Annotated in this window: 23 protein-coding genes and 1 pseudogene; 21 read left to right on the forward strand and 3 right to left on the reverse strand. The window is 35.4% G+C overall.

Going from position 1 to position 21,224, the window contains the following annotated elements; all coding sequences use genetic code 11:
• From maoP to mrdA, 3 genes and pseudogenes are all read right to left on the reverse strand, one after another.
• A pseudogene (gene maoP / locus CKF58_RS08365) lies at window positions 1–184 on the reverse strand (DUF413 domain-containing protein); the annotation flags it as partial.
• A 165-nt stretch (window positions 185–349) separates the two neighbouring features.
• Window positions 350–1,474, reverse strand: a complete 1,125-nt coding sequence (rodA, locus tag CKF58_RS02895; RefSeq protein WP_119530755.1) for a rod shape-determining protein RodA — start codon at window positions 1,472–1,474, stop codon at window positions 350–352.
• The gene (gene mrdA, locus CKF58_RS02900; RefSeq protein WP_119530758.1) at window positions 1,474–3,633 is read right to left on the reverse strand and encodes a penicillin-binding protein 2; all 2,160 of its coding nucleotides are present in this window, start codon (window positions 3,631–3,633) and stop codon (window positions 1,474–1,476) included. The genes rodA and mrdA overlap by 1 nt, the downstream gene beginning before the upstream one ends.
• 354 nt (window positions 3,634–3,987) lie before the next feature.
• Between mrdA and CKF58_RS02905 the strand changes: the two genes are divergently transcribed.
• The 21 genes from CKF58_RS02905 to rpmJ all read left to right on the forward strand — a co-directional run bounded on the left by CKF58_RS02905 (window position 3,988) and on the right by rpmJ (window position 21,032).
• Window positions 3,988–4,461: a hypothetical protein gene (locus CKF58_RS02905; protein WP_119530761.1), complete on the forward strand. Its 474-nt coding sequence runs from the start codon at window positions 3,988–3,990 to the stop codon at window positions 4,459–4,461.
• Window positions 4,462–4,828: 367 nt separating this feature from the next.
• Window positions 4,829–6,241 carry a glutamate--tRNA ligase gene (gene gltX / locus CKF58_RS02910; RefSeq protein ID WP_119530764.1) on the forward strand — a complete coding sequence of 471 codons (1,413 nt, stop codon included), beginning with the start codon at window positions 4,829–4,831 and terminating at the stop codon, window positions 6,239–6,241.
• Window positions 6,242–6,568: 327 nt separating this feature from the next.
• Window positions 6,569–7,303, forward strand: a complete 735-nt coding sequence (locus tag CKF58_RS02915) for a CPBP family intramembrane glutamic endopeptidase (RefSeq protein ID WP_119530767.1) — start codon at window positions 6,569–6,571, stop codon at window positions 7,301–7,303.
• 859 nt (window positions 7,304–8,162) lie between these two features.
• Window positions 8,163–8,552, forward strand: a complete 390-nt coding sequence (locus CKF58_RS02920; RefSeq protein ID WP_119530769.1) for an HU family DNA-binding protein — start codon at window positions 8,163–8,165, stop codon at window positions 8,550–8,552.
• Between the two features lie 111 nt (window positions 8,553–8,663).
• Window positions 8,664–9,065, forward strand: coding sequence for an HU family DNA-binding protein (locus tag CKF58_RS02925; protein WP_119530772.1), 402 nt, complete (start codon window positions 8,664–8,666; stop codon window positions 9,063–9,065).
• 359 nt (window positions 9,066–9,424) lie between these two features.
• Window positions 9,425–12,088 (forward strand): alanine--tRNA ligase, encoded by a 2,664-nt coding sequence (gene alaS, locus CKF58_RS02930; protein ID WP_119530775.1) that lies wholly within the window; start codon window positions 9,425–9,427, stop codon window positions 12,086–12,088.
• A gap of 38 nt (window positions 12,089–12,126) precedes the next feature.
• The gene (locus CKF58_RS02935) at window positions 12,127–12,291 is read left to right on the forward strand and encodes a carbon storage regulator (RefSeq protein WP_119530778.1); all 165 of its coding nucleotides are present in this window, start codon (window positions 12,127–12,129) and stop codon (window positions 12,289–12,291) included.
• Between the two features lie 250 nt (window positions 12,292–12,541).
• Window positions 12,542–13,924 carry a phosphohexomutase domain-containing protein gene (locus CKF58_RS02940; protein ID WP_119530781.1) on the forward strand — a complete coding sequence of 461 codons (1,383 nt, stop codon included), beginning with the start codon at window positions 12,542–12,544 and terminating at the stop codon, window positions 13,922–13,924.
• Between the two features lie 146 nt (window positions 13,925–14,070).
• Complete coding sequence (gene galU / locus CKF58_RS02945; protein ID WP_119530783.1) at window positions 14,071–14,970, forward strand: UTP--glucose-1-phosphate uridylyltransferase GalU; 900 nt, start codon at window positions 14,071–14,073, stop codon at window positions 14,968–14,970.
• Window positions 14,971–15,295: 325 nt separating this feature from the next.
• Window positions 15,296–15,667 carry a 50S ribosomal protein L14 gene (gene rplN / locus CKF58_RS02950; RefSeq protein ID WP_119530786.1) on the forward strand — a complete coding sequence of 124 codons (372 nt, stop codon included), beginning with the start codon at window positions 15,296–15,298 and terminating at the stop codon, window positions 15,665–15,667.
• 12 nt (window positions 15,668–15,679) lie between these two features.
• Entirely contained in the window at window positions 15,680–16,003 is a 324-nt protein-coding gene (rplX, locus tag CKF58_RS02955; RefSeq protein ID WP_119530789.1) for a 50S ribosomal protein L24, read from the forward strand.
• Window positions 16,004–16,034: 31 nt separating this feature from the next.
• The gene (gene rplE / locus CKF58_RS02960) at window positions 16,035–16,574 is read left to right on the forward strand and encodes a 50S ribosomal protein L5 (protein WP_119496844.1); all 540 of its coding nucleotides are present in this window, start codon (window positions 16,035–16,037) and stop codon (window positions 16,572–16,574) included.
• A 16-nt stretch (window positions 16,575–16,590) separates the two neighbouring features.
• Window positions 16,591–16,896, forward strand: a complete 306-nt coding sequence (rpsN, locus tag CKF58_RS02965; RefSeq protein WP_119530792.1) for a 30S ribosomal protein S14 — start codon at window positions 16,591–16,593, stop codon at window positions 16,894–16,896.
• Between the two features lie 44 nt (window positions 16,897–16,940).
• Window positions 16,941–17,333 carry a 30S ribosomal protein S8 gene (gene rpsH / locus CKF58_RS02970; RefSeq protein ID WP_119530795.1) on the forward strand — a complete coding sequence of 131 codons (393 nt, stop codon included), beginning with the start codon at window positions 16,941–16,943 and terminating at the stop codon, window positions 17,331–17,333.
• A 15-nt stretch (window positions 17,334–17,348) separates the two neighbouring features.
• Complete coding sequence (gene rplF / locus CKF58_RS02975) at window positions 17,349–17,885, forward strand: 50S ribosomal protein L6 (RefSeq protein ID WP_119530797.1); 537 nt, start codon at window positions 17,349–17,351, stop codon at window positions 17,883–17,885.
• A gap of 12 nt (window positions 17,886–17,897) precedes the next feature.
• Entirely contained in the window at window positions 17,898–18,251 is a 354-nt protein-coding gene (gene rplR / locus CKF58_RS02980) for a 50S ribosomal protein L18 (protein WP_119530800.1), read from the forward strand.
• A 16-nt stretch (window positions 18,252–18,267) separates the two neighbouring features.
• Entirely contained in the window at window positions 18,268–18,768 is a 501-nt protein-coding gene (gene rpsE / locus CKF58_RS02985) for a 30S ribosomal protein S5 (RefSeq protein ID WP_119530802.1), read from the forward strand.
• A gap of 6 nt (window positions 18,769–18,774) precedes the next feature.
• Complete coding sequence (rpmD, locus tag CKF58_RS02990; protein WP_119530804.1) at window positions 18,775–18,957, forward strand: 50S ribosomal protein L30; 183 nt, start codon at window positions 18,775–18,777, stop codon at window positions 18,955–18,957.
• 4 nt (window positions 18,958–18,961) lie between these two features.
• Window positions 18,962–19,438, forward strand: a complete 477-nt coding sequence (rplO, locus tag CKF58_RS02995) for a 50S ribosomal protein L15 (RefSeq protein ID WP_119530806.1) — start codon at window positions 18,962–18,964, stop codon at window positions 19,436–19,438.
• Window positions 19,439–19,518: 80 nt separating this feature from the next.
• Window positions 19,519–20,847 (forward strand): preprotein translocase subunit SecY, encoded by a 1,329-nt coding sequence (gene secY / locus CKF58_RS03000; protein ID WP_119530809.1) that lies wholly within the window; start codon window positions 19,519–19,521, stop codon window positions 20,845–20,847.
• Between the two features lie 71 nt (window positions 20,848–20,918).
• Window positions 20,919–21,032 carry a 50S ribosomal protein L36 gene (gene rpmJ / locus CKF58_RS03005; protein WP_119530812.1) on the forward strand — a complete coding sequence of 38 codons (114 nt, stop codon included), beginning with the start codon at window positions 20,919–20,921 and terminating at the stop codon, window positions 21,030–21,032.
• Window positions 21,033–21,224: the final 192 nt, after the last annotated feature.

Genomic DNA, 21,224 nt, shown 5'->3' on the forward strand with positions numbered 1-21,224 from the left:
AAGTGTTTTTCTACTTCGTTTTCTGGCTCAACTGTACCATTGGCTAAACGGGTTAAACGTGAACCATAGTTTTCTAAAGCTTCAGCTTCTTTAATGGTGTAGTCACCAGAACGAGAAAAACCGTGTGATAGTTTTTATCGTCAAAATATTTTTTTTCTTGAATAAAGCCTGATTGCGTTTGCATTATTAATACCTAATTATGAGTACTTGCTGTTGCTTATTCTATCATAATTCAGCAAGAAATTAAAAGATTAATCAAGGGGTAAGCATAAAGATCTAGGCAAATTATAAAATATTTACAAATGCTAATAAATTGCGTTCGATTATGAAATAACTGTAGGAAAGAAGACTAACCTGTTACCGAGTTTTTAAAGCTATTTTTCTCACGTTGGGTTTGTTTAAATACTCCCATTACTAAACCAAAAGTAATACATAAAGTAATAAAACTAGTCCCACCATAGCTAACCAGAGGTAAAGGTACACCTACGACTGGTAAGAGACCAGAAACCATACCCACGTTTACAATTACATATATGCTGAAAATAAAGCCTTGTGAAGCACAAAGGAGCTTTGCCATGCGGTTAGTAGCAATAGTAGCTAACCAGAACATGCGTAAAATCAGCAAGAAAAACAAACTAAAGAGGACAGTTACTCCAAACAGACCTAACTCCTCGGCTAATACCGAGAAGATAAAATCTGTATGAGCTTCTGGTAAAAAGTTTAATTGTACTTGAGTACCTTGAAGAATACCTTTACCAGAAACGCCGCCCGAACCTATAGCTATTTTTGATTGATTAACGTGATAACCAGCTCCTAGTGGATCTGAATCTGGATTTAAGATAGTTAAAACCCTTGTGCGTTGGTAATCATGCATTCCATACTCCCAAAACAACGGAGCCATAATTAGCACAAAAATTACGCCAAGGATAATAATCCGCCATGATAAACCAGCAAGGAAAATAACGATTAATCCAGATAAAGCTACTAGGATAGTTGTTCCTAGATCCGGTTGCACTAAAACTAGAGCACTAGGTACAGCAACCGCAACCCCTGAAATAATTAAAGCGGGCCAGCTCAATTTACTATCTAGTTGTCCTAAAAACGAACATAAGTAAATAGGGACTGCAAGCTTAGCAAATTCGGAAGGTTGGAAACGGGTAAACCCTAAGTTTAACCAACGCGTTGCTCCTTTACTTGTTACACCAAAGAGTACGGTGCAAACTAAAAGGAAGACTGTAAAAATTAAAAATGGTAGAGCTAAACTTTGTACGTACGAGTACTTTATATTAGCAACAATCAGCATTACTCCAAGACCTAAAGCAACTTGGAGTATTTTACGATCCATATATCCGACATCACCACTAGTTGCCGAAAAGACCATTAATACTCCATAAGAAGCTAAGGCGGTAATAATGAAGATTGTTAACAAATCAAGGTTAGCAAAAACCTTTAAATATTTTTGTAACCAATTCATTATTTATCCTGTGGAATAGTGCCATTAAAATTTTGTAGAGTTAAAGAACTAGGTTCATTAGTGTAGTTTTGGTTAGTTTGACAAGTAGTACCTGGAATTGATAATTGTTGTAAATCAATTACATTGTCATAATTGTCAATGGTGTAACCTAATTCTTGTAAATCTTCGATTGCGTAGTCTTGGATTTGTTTACAAGTTAGACTAGGATCAAGACGTGGTAATCGGTGCAAAATGTAATAGTCTAATGCTGCGCGAGCAATAGGACCGGCGACCTTACCACCACCTCCCCCGTTTTCTACTACAACCGAAACAGAAGCCTGTGGATTTTCAAACGGCGCAAAAGCAATAAATAAAGCGTGGTCTCGTAAAGTTTTTTTCAGCGCGCTAGCTTGGTAATCGTTACCGTTTAAACCAAACACTTGTGCCGTACCTGATTTACCACCCGAAGTATATTTTGCGCCATTAAATGCTCGCCAGCCCGAACCTGTACGTTCGTGGTTTACTCCGTACATCCCTTTAAGAACCGTATCCCAATAATATTCAGGAGAATCGGTAAAAATACGTTTAGTTTCAGGTACGTCATTTACTAAATTAACTTGATGTTGCGCATTAGCTTTACTCGTAGTTAAAAGTAAATGCGGGGCTTGTTCTTTACCACGATTAATAAGCGTATTTAAAGCATGCACTAATTGAATTGGCGTCGCAGTAAAATACCCTTGTCCAATCCCGACTGGGGGAGTATCACCTTGTAACCAATCTCGTTTGAAACGTGCTTTTTTCCATTCTTCGGTTGGGTAGTTTGCGCTTGATTCTTCAAAAATATCGATACCAGTCTTTTGTCCAAAGCCGAATTGAGTCATATAACTCGCCATTTTATTAATACCCATACGATAAGCTAAATCGTAGAAGTAGGTATCTACCGACTCAACAATAGCTTTGTGCATGTTTACCGTACCATGACCTGTTCTTAACCAGTCACGATATTTTTGTTGGGTACGCGGTAAAATCCAATAACCTGGATCGTAGATAGTTGTACTTGGAGTTACAAACTTACTTTCAAGACCGGTAAATGATACAAAAGGCTTAACGGTTGAACCTGGTGGGTAAATCCCCATGGTAGCGCGGTTATATAAAGGACGATCATGATCGTTTAAAAGATTACGATAATCAGTACCACTAATACCTTTAACAAAGAGATTTGGATCGTATACTGGTTTACTTACAATGGCTAACACTTCGGCTGTTTGAGGATTAGTCATCACAATCGAGCCTTTTTCTTCTCCTAGAAGTTTTAGTAAGTAAATCTGTGTAGGTAAGTCGATAGCTAGACGTAAATTATCACCAGGAACTGGATCTTTAGTTTCAATGGTTTTAATGATATTTCCGGTTGAGTTCACTTCAACAGATTGATAGCCCACAGTCCCAAGTAAAGATTTTTCGTAATATTTTTCGAGACCGATTTTACCGATTTGCGAAGTTCCGGCATAATTCGATTGTTCATTTTCGTCAAGTTCTTTAATGTTCTTTAAATCACGATCATTAATCGAACCTACGTAGCCTAGAACATGAGGCATAATAGTGCCAAAAGGATAATAACGAGTGTAAACTGGCTCAATACTAATATCGTCTAAGCGATATTTATTCACCATAATTTTGGCAATTTCTTCTTGCGTTAAATTACTTTTTAGTAAGGTTGGAGCGCGGAAAATATTATTACGTTTATTATCTAAAAAGCGATTGTAATCCTCTTCGGTCAGAGGAATAATTTGTTGTAATTTTTCAAAATCGGCACGAGTTTTACGTGCACTAACTGGCAGTATATATAAACCATATTCTAAATGGTTTACTGCTAATCCGATACCATTACGATCGGTAATAATACCGCGTGATGGTGGGGTCGGGATAATTTTAATGTAGTTGTTATTAGATGACAGTTCGTATTTTTTATTTTCATAAATCTGTAAATAGAAAATATGAAAATAAACAACTGCCATAAGGATGCCAACAATAAAGAAAGTTAACCAAGAACGCACTAAAAACGAACGTTTTACCAATTTAAGCAAAAACGATGGGGGTAAGTGTTGTTTTTTACGTTCTTTTTTCTTAAATGAAATCTTTTTATTGTTTGCGGCTAAAAACGATGAGTTGCGTTTTTTCATTAGCCAAGTCTAAAATAATGAGATTTAAAGCTGTTTAAGGGAAATTTTTACGTGCTTCATTATAGTAAAAAAATCAGTCTAGGAAGTGAAAAACATACCTTGGGGTGATATAAACTTTTACTGATTAAGCAAAGAAGCGGCTTAGAGAATTATTTTCTTATTTTAAAAGCAGATAAAACTTTATTAAGTCTTACTAGTGAATAGTTTTGGGCAATTTATTCTTTAACTTTGAGTTATTAGACCTATATTTATTTAAGAAAAGGTATTGATTTGTCGAGTTACTTTTACAAAGCTCTTACTATCTTTTATAATGGTAAAAGTAAAAAACTCAATCTAACAAACTAAGGAGCACAAATGTCTCAGAATAATAATCTTACGCAAAGTAATGAAAACTTTAAACAACATGGTACAAATGTGACCCTTGAAAACAAAAAAGTACAAGTAAGTAATCAAGCTGATATTCAGGCAAAAAATTTAGCGGCAATTAAGAACTCAAGCATTAGCGCAGGTAAAGGCGTTAATATTCGCGGTGGTAGCGTGAATATTCAAGGCGGTAGCATTATTTCTGGCGGCAATGTAAAGATTTCTGGTGGTAATGTTGTACTTAATGGAGCTACGATTAGTAGTTCAGGAGATTTAGAAATTAATTCACAAAATACAGAAGTGCATAACCAAGTAAGTCTAGAAGCAGCTAAGGCTAAATTAAAAACAGATAAACTTTCATTAAGTGATCAAGCTAGCTTAGAGGTAAGCGCGCAAGATTATCAAGAAGAAGTTAAACAAAAAGAACTAGGTGCAAACGCTAATATTACCTACAATAAGAAATAATCTTTATGATTTGATTTACTTGTGATTTTTTTTATTTGGTTTCAGACAACCTTTTTAGTGTATTCATGTATTTAGCACTACAAACGATAGTACAACCAATAAAAATACTTGTAAATCTATTAACGAATCAGGGCCATCTGCATATAAGATGGCTCTTAACTTTTGCTAAGAATTTATAAAATTTTGTAAGATTTGTATCTGATTAAACTAGCGAAGTGTTATAATTTTAGCGGTATCGCATAAACCTATTTCTAGTGTTTGAGCCTGCTATTTAATGTTAGGTCATATGTACTTAGTATTAAATAGCAGCTAGAATAGATGCGAATAAGCTTTATTGAAATTGATTAATTATACTTTTATTTGATTTATGAAAATTAAAACCCGATTTGCTCCTAGTCCAACCGGTTTTTTACACATTGGTGGGGCTCGTACTTCTTTATACTCTTGGTTATATGCTCGTCATCATCATGGTGAGTTCGTATTACGTGTAGAAGATACAGATTTTGAGCGTAATTCAGAAGAGGCTACTGCGGCTATTATTGAAGCTATGGAATGGTTAGGCATGGGCTATGACGAAGGTCCATATTACCAATCTCAACGTATGGATCGTTACAAAGAAGTAATCGATCAAATGCTTGAACAAGGTACAGCTTACCGTTGTTACTGCTCAAAAGAACAATTACAAGCAGATAGAGAAGCTCAAGAAGCAAATAAGGAAAAACCTAAATACGTAGGTCGTTGTCGTCATTTAGGTGCGCATGAACAAGATCCAAGTAAACCGCACTGTATTCGTTTTAAAAATCCAGAGACTGGTGTAGTTACTTTTGAGGATGCTATTCGTGGCTCTATTTCATTTAATAATGAAGAGTTAGACGATTTTATTATTGCGCGTACAGACGGCACTCCTACTTATAACTTCTGTGTAGTAGTAGATGACTGGGATATGGAAATTACGCACGTAATTCGTGGTGAAGACCATATTAATAATACCCCACGTCAAATTAACGTATTACGTGCTTTAGGAGCTCCAGTTCCTACTTATGCCCACGTATCAATGATTAACGGTCAAGACGGCAAGAAACTATCTAAACGTCATGGTGCAGTTAATGTAATGCAATTTAAAGAAGATGGTTACTTACCAGAAGCTATTGTTAACTATATTGCACGTTTAGGTTGGGGTCACGGAGATCAAGAAATCTTTAGTCGTGAAGAGTTAGTGAAATTCTTTGAAATTACAAATGTAAGTAAAAATCCTTCTTCATTTGACTATGCAAAATTAAATTGGGTAAACCAGCACTATATGCGTGAACTTTCTCCAGCTGATTTAGCAACTAAAGTAAAAGCTTTTGTTGACTATGATGTTGAAAGTAATGCTTTAGCTCCTTTTGCGCAAGTATTACAACTATACGTAGAACGTTGTCATACCTTAAAAGAATTAGCTGAACAAGTTAAATATATTTACCAACCGGTAACTGAATTAGAAGAAGCTGCTGCGAAAAAACATCTGAAGAGTGTAGAAGTTTTACAAGCACTTAAAGCTAATTTAGCTGAAATCCCTGCTTCAGAATTTAATGCCCAAGCTGTACACCAAGTAATGCAAGATACAGCAACAGCATTAGAATTAGGTATGGGTAAAGTTGGTATGCCATTACGTGTTGCGGTAACAGGTGTTGGTCAAAGTCCATCAATCGATGCTATTTGTGCTTTTGTAGGTCAAGAGCAAGTATTAGCTCGTTTAGATAATGCTATTGCATGGATTAATAACCAAGCTGCACAATAAAATTTAATTTGCTCTACTGCTTAAGCCACAGATAATATCTGTGGCTTAGGTTGTATAAGAAAGTAACTGGTTTAAGGTACTGGTAGGGATTCCCAAAATTGATAAAGTCTCATCAATCATATTGATTAAAAATCAAGACGATATCGCATTTTAACAACACCTACCTGTTATTAGTTTAATAGCAGGTAAAAACCTCTAAAATCGATCGTTAGATCTTGTTTTTTAATGATTTATAGTGATAACTAAATTGATATTTTTTGGGAATCCCTATACTGAGCTACTAATGTAAGAAATACTTTTAGGTTCTACCTAAATAAAAGAGGAAAAATGCAATCTGCTAAACCATCTCCATTTTGGAGACAAACAATTGACTATCACGGATCTTCAAGGATTAAGAAAATATTAATCCAAGTTTCGTTGTTCATTTTAATTGCGCTTATCTTTCTAGCTTGTGAGGGTGTAGGTCTTAACCTAGCTATGGATACCGTGCCGCGACCACAAGCTTTATGCTTTTTCTTGGTTGTAGGGATTTTGCTCATGTACTATCTTTTAGAAGTACCTGCTAAAAGTTTAGATACTATTCCAGATAAACAGATGAATGCCAGAGATTTTAGAAATGCTATATTCTTAGGCTTTTCTCTTATAATTGTTGTTAATCTGTTAATAAATTTAATAAGTCCAGAAGTAGATCCTGAAAATCAACAAAAAATTATTGAATTATGGAACTATTTTGATGGTTCGATTTGGTTTATTATTTATATAAGCATTTTAGGACCGATTATTGAAGAGTTATTGCTACGTAAGTACTTTATTTCATACTTATGCCGCGGTAAGATTTGGGGTTATGCACTATCTGCATTTCTCTTTGCCTATCTACATGTAATAGATGATATTAAAAATATTTATGCTTATTTGGGAATGAGCGTGATTATTTGTTTTATCTACTATAGATATCGCAATATTTGGGTAAACATAGGTTTGCACATTTTAGTAAATAGCTTTTCAGTGCTGGCTCTTTATTTATTACAATCAGGTGTCTTAGATGGATTAAGTAATGCTTAATGCTTTATGCTTAACTCAATAATCTACGCTTAACTTAAAATTAATTAACTAGTCTGAATGCTTAATTAGCTAGTGTTTTGTAGTTGCCTATTGAATGATTGCTTGATTAGATAATTTATCGCAAGCAAATAGATATTAAGCTTTAATTTATTTTTATTTAGGTACAAGCTATGAATAGCGCCTAACAGGAGAAAATCGTGAAAATAATCTCTTGTTAGGCGCTATTTTTTCTAAAAAATACTCTAAATAGGGCAAAATGTTTTGTTAAAATAGAGCAATGTCTTAGTTAATAGTGTGGGTATTGTTGTTTTTTAGGGGGATGCCCTAGAAAACTATAAGCGCTTGTTAATGATTAGAGTAGTTTAGTTAGTTAGCAGGCTAAAATCTAAAGTTTGTAGGTTTTTGTTTTAAGTTTGCTTTGTAAGTTATTGATTTTTAAGGTTAAGGTTTTAACTGATAGTTAAGTGGTTATAAATAAATTTAAGGAGTTTAGGCTGTATTTTCGGCAAATAAGAGCGTTGACTGTAAAAGTTATTCTTAAACTCTAAGAAAAACCTTATATAAAGAATAAAAAAATATCGTTTTTTTATTTTAAAACGTTTAAAATAAAGATATAAAATTGATAAGCAAAAAAAGCATTTTCTTAGGCTATTACTAGGTTTAAAGTCTCCATCTTTGATGGTGTGACTAAAAAATTAGTACAAGTTTAATAAAAGTTTTGCTGCTTAGAAATTGCACTTAGAGTTAGTTTAGCTATTTCGATTCAGTTTAACTGCTTTAAATTAGGTAAATTGCTTTAAGTTGTCAACTTTACTCTTACGTTCTAAATCACAGATTGTTAAGTACTATTAGCAGTTATATGAGCGATCAAGAATTTAACTTACATGAAACTTTACATACGAAAGAATTTGTAAAGTTCTTAAAAGAGTATTACGGTAAAAGTGGTTATCGTCATTTAAAACAAATTGCAGGAACTGAAGTGGTAACACGTGAGTTCTTCGAAATAGTTATCGATACCATTAGAGAAGTAATTCTTTCAGGACATAAAATGCGCTTAAATGGTTTTGGTATTTTTCAAACGAAATATCGTCCAGAGCGTGAATTTACTAATCCTCTATCAGGAAAACAATCTATTGCACCTTCGCATGTAGGTGTGCTGTTTACAGTAAGTCAGCGTGCGAAACAAGTGTTAAATTCTGAAAAAAGATTACTTGCTGCTTTACGTACGCAATACGAAAACAAACGTTAAAAATTTTAAATTTAGGTTCTTTTTTAATAGCGGAAGTTAGTCTACAGAAGTAGATTAGATTTTGCAATAACTTTTCTTTCCCTTTTATTTTATATTTTCAAGGTGCTTATTATGAGTAAAGAAAATTTAGCTATCGGCGAATTACTAACAAACTCTGAATTTGTTGATTTATTAATGGAAAAATTAGCAACAGCTTCAAGAGAAGAGTTACGTACTTTAACTAAAACAGCTGCTAAAGAAGCATACGATTTAGTTGTAGAAGCTTTATTAGCTGCTTTATTAAACGGTAAAAAAGTACGTGTTAAAGATTTAGGTACTTTCACAACTAAATACCGTCCATCTCGTACTTACCGTACTCCACAAGATCCTAAAGCTTCAGTAGTTTCTCCAGAAACTGTAACATTACACTTTACAGCTTCAACAACATTCAAACGTGTTGTTCAAGAAAACAAAGCTTTAGTTGAAGCTCATGCTAAATTAGATAAAAAAGGTAAAGTTGCTAAGAAAAAATAATTCTTAACAATAGGAAAAAGAGTCGCATTTAGCGGCTCTTTTTTCATTTGAGCTTTATTTGAATTATTTGGTGTGGCACTTTTCTTATTGCTGCTTGTTAAAGGTTAGATTACAGAAGATCACGGGTTACGTTTATTTTTAATATACTACTCATTGACGATTGACAAAAACTTACAATTTATGTCGAGATCTATGGATTTTAAAGTTAAAAATAGGGCTTTGTGGTAAAATGAGCAGTATTAAACTAAGAAAAAATGCGTAATTATTCTTAATTATTTAACTTAAGAACTTACGTAGATTTAAGTTACTTAATTAAGGCTAATTTAACCGCAATTTGTTTATTTTTTATATTGGATATTATGAGTTCATTAAAATCAGTAGCAGAGATTCGTCGTGGCTATTTGGACTATTTTGCACGTCAAGGGCATCAAGTTGTTGACTCTAGTTCATTAGTGCCAGAAAACGACCCAACTTTACTATTTATTAATGCTGGGATGAACCAGTTTAAAAACGTTTTCTTAGGTCTAGAAAAACGAGCTTATAAACGTGCAACTACAGCACAACGTTGTGTACGTGCCGGTGGTAAGCACAACGACTTAGAAAACGTAGGTTTTACAGCTCGTCACCACACATTCTTCGAAATGATGGGTAACTTCTCATTTGGTGACTATTTTAAACATGAAGCTATTCGTTTTGCTTGGGAATTCTTAACAGGTAAAGATAACTTAGCTTTAGATCCAAATCGTTTAACTGTAACAGTATATGAAACCGATGATGAAGCCTATAATATTTGGGCAAATGAAATCGGTGTGCCAAAAGAAAGAATTATCCGCATTGGTGATAATAAGGGAGCTCCATATGCTTCTGATAACTTCTGGCAAATGGCTGATACAGGTCCATGTGGTCCATCAACTGAGATCTTCTACGACCACGGTCCTGAAGTTTGGGGTGGTCCTCCAGGTTCTCCAGAAGAAGATGGTGACCGTTTTATCGAAATTTGGAATATCGTGTTTATGCAGTTCAACCGTCATGAAGATGGTACTATGGAACGCCTAACTCACCCATGTATTGATACTGGTATGGGTATTGAGCGTGTTGCTGCAATTAAACAAGGCGTATTCTCAAACTATGATATTGACGTTTTCAAATTCTTAATTAAACGTGCTGCTGAAGTTATCGGTATTGAAATCAATCCACAAACCCGTAAATCTCTAAATGTAATTGCTGACCATATTCGTGCATGTACATTCTTAGTAGGTGATGGTGTTGTACCTTCAAACGAAGGTCGTGGTTATGTATTACGTCGTATTATTCGTCGTGCAGTACGTCACGGTTATCTTTTAGGTGCTAAACAAGCGTTTTTCCATAAATTAGTTGATAACGTAATCGACGTAATGGAAGATGCTGCAGCATACTTAGATACTCCTGCTAAACGTGCATTTATTACTAAAATCTTACGCTTAGAAGAAGAGCAATTTACACGTACAATTGAACGTGGTACAAACCTTTTAAATGATGAAATTGCTAACTTAAAAGCAAGTGGTAAACAAGAATTAGCTGGTAACGTAGCATTTACGTTACTAGATACTTACGGTTTCCCACTCGACATTACTGTAGACATGTGTAAAGAGCAAGGAATTACAGTAGATGTTGCTGGTTTTGAAGTGTGCATGGAAGAACAACGTAAACTAGCTAAAGCTGCAAGTAAGTTTAAAGCTAATTACGGTGAAGTAATTAAAACAGATTTAGTTACTGCTTATGACTTCTACAATAACAGCTCATTACAATCAGTAGGTAAAGTTACCGCAATTTATCAAAATGGTAAAGAAGTAGAAGCTGTATCTTCGGGCGATGAGGCTGTAATTATTACTGATATTTCTCCGTTCTACGGTGAATCTGGTGGTCAAGTAGGTGATACTGGGACAATTAAAAATGATGAGTTCATTTTTGATGTAACCGATACGCAAAAATATGCTCTAGCTTTAGGTCACCATGGTAACGTAGTTGCAGGTCAAGTAAAAGTAGGAGATCTAGTAGATCTTGAAGTAGATGCTGCTCGTCGTAAAGCGATTGTTTTACACCACTCAGTAACTCACTTATTACATGCAGCTGTACGTGAAGTATTAGGTGAACATGTACATCAAAAAGGTTCATTAAATACTTACGGTGTATCACGTTTTGATATTAGTCACCCTGAAGCTTTAACCCTTGGACAAATGCAACAAGTTGAAGCCTTAGTAAATCAACACATTCGTGCAAATCACCCTGTAGTTGTTAAAGAAATGACTATGGATCAAGCTAAAGCATTAGGTGCACAAGCATTATTTACCGAAAAATATGGTGATGTAGTGCGTGTGGTTATGATGTCTGAATGGTCAATTGAATTATGTGGTGGTTTACACGTAGCTTCTACAGGTGAAATTGGTCTATTTAAACTTCTTTCTGATGCTGGTATTGCTGCTGGTGTAAGACGTTTAGAGTATGTAGCTGGTGACTTAGCTGTACAATACATGCAAGAAGATACCAAACTAATCCGTCAATTAACCGAAGTGGCTGTTAAACCGCGTGGTGAATTAGTAGATTCGGTATTAGTTAGCCAAAGCAAGATCAAAGAGTTAGAAAAAGCTTTAGATAACTTAAAACAGGAATTAGCACTGCAACAAGTAAATTCATTATTAGCTGCAAGTGAAAAAGTCGGTGATACTGATTTAGTTTTTGTTGAAGTGAAAAATCTTGATGTTAAAGGTCTGAAAGCGGTTGCTGCTGATATGGCTAATCGTGTTGCAGGCAATGCGGTATTTGTATTAGCTAATACTAATGATCAAGGCTCGCATAACCTATTAGTACAGGTAAAAGGTTTAACCGACAAAATTAACGCTGGTAATTTAGTTCGCGAATTAGCTGGTAAATTAGGCGGTAAAGGTGGTGGTAAACCTGAACAAGCTATGGGTTCATACACTGAACAAGATAAAGTTGCAGCTGAGTTAGAAAATTGTAAAGCTTACGTTAAAACTTTACTGTAATAACTTAATAATCAATCCATTTTATAAGTGACAATAGTATGACGAAATTGTTATTAAAGCGTAAAGTAGGACAAAAGATTCGTATCAATAGTGATATCGAAATTAAAGTAACTAAAGTATCATCGAGTTATGTTTGCTTTGTTGTAGAAGCGCCACAAAACAATTTAGTTTCTATTGTTAACGATGAACAAAATGATAAATAATTAAGTAAAGCCTAGGTTAATCCTAGGCTTTACTTATAAATACTAAAATGTAGTTCGCGATCATAATTTCGATAAAAAATGTGATCTTAGTTGCAAAAATGTGAGATTTGGTACAGCTATTGGTCAAAAATTAGTAAATTGCTGTTATAATGATGATGGTCAGTTAGGGAAAGCTAGCTAATAGGTACTCCCCACTGTTTGTTTAATAGGTCATTTATTTTAAATGACAAGATTTTCCTAAAGTAACACCATGACTGAATTTAATTTTAGTTGCTTTAAAGCATATGATATTCGCGGAAAAATCGGTGATGAACTATCATTCGAGTTAGCTTACAACATTGGTAAAGCTGTAGCTGTTTATCTTAATGCGAAAAAAGTAGTTGTCGGTAGTGACATCCGTTTAACGTCACCAGAATTTAAAGCGCAAATCACTAAAGGTTTAGTGGAAATGGGTTGTGATGTCGTGGACATTGGTCAAACAGGTACAGAAGAAGTGTATTTTGCAACCAGCTTTTTAGAAGCTGATGGTGGCATTCAAGTAACAGCTTCTCATAACCCAAAAGACTACAACGGTCTAAAAATTGTTGGTAAAAATTCAGTACCTTTGTCGATTGATACTGGTCTAACGCAAATTAAAGAATTAATTATTGCTAATGACTTTAAACCAGCCGAGCAAGCGGGTAAAGTTGAGCAAGTAGATTTACGTGCGAATTATGTTTCAAAACTTTTAAGTTTTGTTGATGTAGATGGTTTTAAACGTCCACGTAAATTAAAATTACTCTTTAATGTTGGTAACGGTGCTGCAGGTGCAACTGTACAATATATTGCAGGTCTTTTACGTCAACATCAGGCAAATTTAGATTTTGAGTTTTTATTTGCAGAACCAGATGGTAATTTCCCGAACGGTATTCCTAATCCACTATTAGTAGAAAACCGAGAAGTAACAGCGCAAAAAGTGCGTGAAGTTGGTGCTGATATTGGTATTGCTTTTGACGGTGACTTCGACCGTTGCTTCTTCTTTGATGAAAAAGGCGAGTTTATCGAAGGTTATTACATCTGTGGTCTTTTAGCGCAAGCATTCTTAGCTAAAAATCCAGGTGAAACGATCGTTTATGAACCACGTCTATTATGGAATAGCGTAGACATCATTGAAAGTAATGGTGGTAAAGGGGTATTGTCGAAATCAGGACATAGCTTTATTAAACGTAAATTACGCGAGTATAACGCTGTATATGGTGGTGAGTTAAGTGCGCACCATTATTTCCGTGATTATTACTTCTGTGATTCAGGAATGATCCCTTGGTTACTAATTGTTGAATTAGTACAAAAATCACAAAAGAATCTTTCTGAATTTGTTGCGGATATGCGTAAAAAATATCCATGTTCAGACGAAATCAACTTTAAAGTTGCTGATTCACAAAAAGCTATTGAACGCGTAAAAGCATTATTTGCTGAGCAAGAAAAAGAAGAAAGTACAGTTGATGGTATTAGCTATGCATTTAAAGATTGGCGTTTTAATATCCGTACTTCAAATACAGAACCATTACTACGTCTAAATGTGGAAGCAAAAGAAAATCCGCAATTAGTGAAACAAATGGTTGATCTTATCAGTAAAGCAATTACGGCTGAATAGTTAAAGCTTAACAACTATCAAAATACTTTGATTTATACACTACAAATAGATGAATAGTATTAAAGTAACTATATCTTAGTAAAGATAAAGATATGCAGATCATTTATTTGTGTTTTGAAGATTATTAGATTTATAAGGAATATGACATGAAAGTTGTAATTCCCGTTGCTGGTTTAGGTACGAGAATGTTACCAGCGACTAAAGTTATTCCAAAAGAAATGTTAAACATTTTTGACCGCCCAATGATCCAATATATTGTGGATGAATGTGCGGCAGCTGGAATTAAAGAAGTTGTATTAGTAACTCACTCATCAAAAACCGCAATTGAAAATCACTTTGATACACAATTTGAATTAGAAACTACGCTAGAGAAACGTGTAAAACGTCAACTTCTTGAAGAAGTACGTAGTATTACACCTCCAGGAGTAACCATTATTCATGTGCGTCAAGGTCAAGCTCTAGGTTTAGGGCATGCAATTGCATGTGCGCGTCCAATTGTGGGTAATGAACCTTTTGCCGTTGTATTACCAGATGTATTATTAGCACATTTCACGGCTAACCAAAAAGCGGTAAACCTAGCTGAAATGATTAAACGTTTTGAGAAAACTGGTAAATCACAAATTCTTGTTGCTCCTGTAGCTAAAGAAGATGTAGTTAACTATGGTATTGTGCAAATTACAGATAATGAAGAGTTTGCACAAACCGGTTGTTCAAAAATCCAACGCATTGTTGAAAAACCAAGTGTTGAAGAAGCACCATCGAATTTATCAGTAGTAGGTCGCTATGTATTTGATAAGGCTATTTGGCCTCTAATTGAAAAAACTCCACTTGGTGTAGGTGGTGAAATTCAATTATCAGATGCTATTGATATGCTTATTGCTGATAAAGAAGTTGATGCTTACTTAATGCAAGGTGAAAGCTTTGACTGTGGTTCAAAAATTGGCTACTTTGATGCTTTCGTAGAATATGCAATCAATAATCCAAAACACGGTAAAGAAGTGGTAGATGCTTTAAAACGCATTGCCAAAAAATACAACTTTGAATAATAAATTTAGAGTATCTAACCTAAATAAATTTAATGAAAAAAGTGCAAGAAAATTAATAAAAATTCTTGCACTTTTTCTTTTTGTTATGTTATAATAACTCGGTCTTTCTATGATTAAATAGATTGATCCTAGGACTATGAGTCCTTTGTTTCTTAGTAATTTATCATTAATTTGTCCGATATTGCTGTAGAAAAACATAGACGAGTTTAATAATGAGCTTTGTGTGCAATAAGCTAGCAAGGCTTTATTTGTGTCTAGGTTAAGAGATAATAATTACAAGTTAATATTGGATGTTGTTTCATTATTTTAAGCGGAGCATCTTAACATGATCCAAACACAAAGTATGCTGACTGTGGCTGATAACTCTGGCGCACGTCGCGTAATGTGTATTAAGGTTCTTGGTGGCTCGCACCGTAGATATGCGGCTGTTGGTGACATCATTAAAGTAACTGTAAAAGAAGCGATTCCTCGCGGTAAAGTTAAAAAAGGTGATGTACTAAAAGCTGTTGTTGTGCGCACTAAGAAAGGCGTTCGTCGTCCAGACGGTTCTTTAGTTCGTTTTGACGGTAACGCATGTGTTATCCTAAACAACACTACAGAACAGCCAATCGGTACTCGTATTTTCGGACCAGTAACTCGTGAATTACGTTCAGAAAAATTCATGAAAATCATTTCACTAGCACCGGAAGTACTATAAGGAGAATTTGAAATGGCTAACAAAATTCGTTCAAACGACGAAGTAGTACTATTAGTAGGTAGCGAAAAAGCTGGTAAAGGTCAACGTGGTCGTGTAACTAAAGTATTACCTAACGGTAAATTAATCGTTGAAGGTTTAAATTTAAAAACTAAACACGAGCGTCCAAACCCTCAATTAAACCTTGAAGGTGGCCGTACAAGCGTAGAAGCTCCTATCGACGCTTCAAACGTTGCAATTTGGAATCCATCTACACAAAAAGCTGACCGTGTAGGTTTTAGATTTGAAAACAACAAAAAAGTTCGTTTCTTCAAATCTACTGGTGAAACTATTAAATAATTTTTTTTAATAAAACAAATCGGAGTTAATGATGGCGAAACTGCATGATTACTACAAAAATGAAGTGGTAAGCAAATTACAGAGCCAATTCGGATTTAAATCTGTCATGCAAGTCCCTCGAATCGAGAAGATTACCCTGAACATGGGTGTGGGCGAAGCAATTTCAGATAAAAAAATCTTAGAAAACGCGGTTGCTGACTTAACAGCAATTTCTGGTCAAAAACCATTAGTGACTAAAGCGCGTAAATCAGTTGCTGGCTTCAAAATCCGTCAAGGTTATCCTATCGGTGCTAAAGTTACTTTACGTGGCGAGCGTATGTACGATTTCTTAGATAAATTAGTAAACATCGCTATTCCTCGTATTCGTGACTTCCGTGGTTTATCTGCGAAATCATTTGATAAACGCGGTAACTACAGCATGGGTATCAAAGAACAAATTATCTTCCCAGAAATCGATTACGATAAAATCGATCGTCTTCGTGGTTTAGATATCACTATTACAACTACTGCTAAAAATGATAAAGAAGGTTTAGCGCTTTTAGAAGCATTTAACTTCCCATTCCGCAAGTAATAAGTAAGGTATACCCATGGCAAAACAATCAATGAAAGCACGTGAAGTTAAACGTGTGAAATTAGCAAACAAATATGCTGCGAAACGTGCAGAGCTAAAAGCTCTAATCAATTCGCCAGAAACTTCTGATGAAGATCGTTTTAATGCTGTATTAAAATTACAGACATTACCACGTGATTCAAGCCCAAGCCGTCAACGTAACCGTTGTGCGATCACTGGTCGTCCACGTGGTTACCAACGTAAATTCGGCTTAAGTCGTACTAAAATCCGCGAATTAGCAATGAGCGGTGAGATTCCTGGACTTCGTAAAGCTTCTTGGTAATTTCCACTTTTACAATATATAAATTTTAGATCGGAGACAAGCAAATGAGTATGCAAGATCCAATCGCAGATATGTTAACCCGTATTCGTAACGGTCAAGCTGCGAGAAAAGAAACTGTAACTTTGCCATCTTCTAAGCTAAAAGTGGCGATTGCCAAAGTGCTTAAAGAAGAAGGTTACATCGAATCTTATGAAACAACAGGTTCTGTTAAACCTGAATTAACAATCAAATTAAAATACTTCCAAGGTAAAGCTGTTGTAGAAAGCATCAAACGTGTAAGCCGTCCTGGTTTACGTATCTATAAAGGTAAAGATGCATTACCAACAGTTATGGGTGGACTAGGTATTGCTATCGTGTCTACTTCTAAAGGTGTTATGACAGATCGTCTAGCTCGTAAAGAAGGCTTAGGCGGTGAAATCATTTGCTTTGTAGCTTAATATTAAGGAGTTCTAATGTCTCGTGTAGCAAAAACACCAGTTAGCATTCCTTCAGGCGTAGAAGTAAATGTTAACGGTCAAGTAGTAACAGTAAAAGGACCAAAAGGTCAATTAGATTTTAATGTAAACCCAGCAGTTGCTGTAACAGTAGAAAACGGTCTAGTATCTTTCAACTGGGAAGGCAGAGAGCAAGGCGTATCATCTAACCAAGCTGGTACAGCTCGTGCAATTATCCAAAACATGGTTGTTGGTGTTTCTGAAGGCTTCACTCGCGCATTAAAATTAAATGGTGTGGGTTATCGTGCTGCAGTTAAAGATAAAGTATTAACTCTATCTTTAGGTTATTCTCACCCAATCGAGCACGTTTTAGCTGATGGAATTACAGCTGAATGTCCTACACAAACTGATATCGTATTAAAAGGTATTAGCAAACATTTAATCGGTCAAGAAGCTGCTAACATTCGTGCTTACCGTAAACCAGAACCTTATAAAGGTCACGGTGTACGTTATGCTGATGAAGTGGTGCGTATTAAAGAAGTTAAGAAAAAATAGTAAGGTAATACCATGGATAAAAAATCTGCTAGAATTCGTCGTGCAACTCGCACACGTAAACACTTGCAAACTCTTGGTGTGAACCGCTTAGTAGTTTTCCGTACTTCACGCCACATCTATGCGCAAGTAATTTCTCCAGAAGCTAAAGTATTAGCATCTGCATCTACTGTTGAGAAAGCATTAGCTTCTCAAGTAAAATACACTGGTAACGTTGAAGCTGCAGCTTTAATCGGTAAAACTGTAGCTGAACGTTTATTAAGCAATAACTTCGACGGCAAAATCGCATTTGACCGTTCAGGTTTTAAATATCACGGTCGTGTAAAAGCATTAGCAGACGCTGCTCGTGAAGCTGGTCTTAAATTCTAATTGGAGTCAATAACAAATGGCGAATGTAGAAAATAAAGCAGGCGAGCTGCAAGAAAAACTAATTAACGTATACCGTGTTTCTAAAACTGTAAAAGGTGGTCGTGTATTTAGTTTTGCTGCTCTTACTGTAGTAGGCGACGGTAAAGGTCGCGTAGGTTTCGGTTATGGTAAAGCAAAAGAAGTTCCAGCAGCAATTCAAAAAGCAATGGAACAAGCTCGTCGTAACCTTATTCATGTTGAATTAAACGGTACTACGTTATACCACCCAGTTAAAGGTTCTCACACAGGTTCTAATGTGTACATGCAACCTGCTTCAGAAGGTACAGGTATCATCGCAGGTGGTGCGATGCGTGCTGTATTAGAAGTAGCTGGCGTTCACAACGTATTAGCTAAAGCATACGGTTCTACTAACAAACGTAATGTGGTGCGTGCAACTATTAAAGCACTTGAAGCTGTAAGCTCACCAAGCGCAGTTGCTGCAAAACGTGGTAAAACTGTTGAAGAAATTTTGGGGTAATTTAAGATGACTAAAAAAATCCGTGTAACCCAAACTAAAAGTTCAATCGGTCGTTTACCTAAACACCAAGCTACTTTAAAAGGCTTAGGTTTACGTAGAATCCGTCACTCAGTTGAGTTAGAAGATACTCCAGCAGTGCGTGGTATGGTAAACAAAGTTTACTATATGGTTAAAGTAGAGGAGCTATAATAGAATGACTAAAGGTTTAACTCTTAATACTTTAAGCCCTGCAGCTGGATCAAAAACTGCACCTAAACGTTTAGGTCGTGGTATCGGTTCAGGTCTTGGTAAAACATCTGGTAAAGGTCACAAAGGTCAAAACGCTCGTAAATCAGGCGGTGTTCGTCGTGGTTTCGAAGGTGGTCAAATGCCTTTATACCGTCGTTTACCAAAATTTGGTTTTACTTCACGTATGGCTTTAGTATCAGAAGAATTACGTTTAAGTGATCTAAACAAAGTATTAGATACTAATGTAACTCTTGAAAGCTTAAAAGCTGAAGGTTTATTACGTCGTAATACTAAATACGTTAAGTTTATCTTATCTGGTAACGTGACAAAACCTGTAAATATTAAGTTTAAACAAGTAGCTGGTGATCACGTAGATGTACGTATTACTAAAGCAGCTTTAGAATTAGTTAAAGCTGCTGGCGGTTCTTACGAAAAAGCTTAATAAAAAAACGCATTCCAACGAAAAGTGAATCTACTTGTAGCAAGTAGATTCCCTTTTCTATATTATTTACAAGGTGAGCTATGTCTAAACCAGGTATCCAAGGATCTAAACTCACACCAATGCAAGAATTGCGCAAGAAACTGTGGTTTGTACTTGGAGCATTAATTGTCTTCCGTATCGGGACATTTATTCCTGTACCGGGAGTTAATGCGCAAGTATTAGCTCAGTCTTTTGCTGATGGTTCTGGTACAGCGTTAAATTTCTGGAACACATTCAGTGGTGGTGCATTAAAACGTGCTTCTATTTTTGCTCTAGGGATTACTCCTTACATTTCAGCTTCAATCGTGGTACAACTTCTTACAACGTTTTTACCATCTCTTTCTGAACTGAAAAAAGAAGGAGAAATGGGTAGACGTAAGATTTCAAAAATCACGCGTACCTTTACGCTGGTGCTAGCCGCTTTACAATCAATTGTAATTAGTACGGCTCTACCGAATATGGCCGAAAACTTAGTACCTGATCCAGGTATTAGTTTTATTATTACTGCTTCAGTATCTTTAACTGTAGGTTCATTATTCCTAATGTGGTTAGGTGAACAAATTACAGAAAGAGGTATTGGTAACGGTATTTCATTAATCGTATTCGCTGGTATCGTTTCTGGTTTACCAAGTGCGATTATGGGTATTCTAGAGCAAGCGCGTACAGATAGTATTAGTATCCTAACACTATTTACAATTGCTGCTGTTACTTTAATTATTATTTACGCTGTAGTATTTGTTGAGCGTTCACAACGTCGTATTGTTATTCAATATGCACAACGTAATCAAATGATTGGTGGACGTTACCAACAAGCAGCTCCTTCTTATATTCCATTTAAAGTGAATATGGCTGGGGTTGTACCAGCAATTTTCGCATCATCAATTATTGCGTTTGTCACTACTTTTGTTACAAGCCTAGGTGCAAAATTTGACACTATGGCAACAATTGGTAACATGTTGTATCCTGGCCAACCGTTACAGATGGTGTTATTAGCTGCGCTAATCATCTTTTTCGCATTTTTCTATACTGCGTTACAGTATAATCCGAAAGATACAGCTGAGCAACTGAAAAAATCGGGTGCCTTTATTCCTGGCAATCGTCCAGGTGAGCAAACTGCGAAACTGTTAGACCGCATTATGACACGTGTTACGCTGTTAGGTGGTCTATACTTAGCGATTATTGCATTATCACCTGAGTTTATGCGTTTCTTCTACAACTTTAACAGTAGTTTTGGTGGTACATCAATTCTTATCGTAGTTGTGGTAGTTATGGACTTTATCGGTCAAGTTCAGTCTCAAATGATGTCCAATAAATTTGGTAAAATCTTAAAAGAGTCGAACCTTGATAAATATCGTTCAAATTGGCGTTAATATATAACCAAAGCCGATAGTTGTTAACTATAGGTCGACAATTATCTAATTTTAATCTTTTGAGGTTTAAAATGAAAGTTAGTGCTTCAGTAAAACGCATGTGTCGTAATTGTCGCATTGTACGTCGTCATGGTGTGGTTCGTGTAATTTGTACAGATCCAAAACACAAACAACGTCAAGGCTAATTGACACATCAATAATTATATCGTTTGTTATTAACAAACAAGTAAAGCCAGCTGAATTTGTCAGTTGGCTTTTACTTTAGCTAAATATTTTGTAGAGCTAAATAGCTATAATTAGTTATTACTTGCACTTGAAATATCTAAAATTATCCCTATAAATTAGAAAAAGATCTTAACACAAGTTTAGATAAATAC

It is taken from the genome of Psittacicella hinzii, from assembly GCF_003585935.1.
In the GTDB taxonomy this organism is placed as follows: Bacteria; Pseudomonadota; Gammaproteobacteria; order Enterobacterales; family Psittacicellaceae; genus Psittacicella; species Psittacicella hinzii.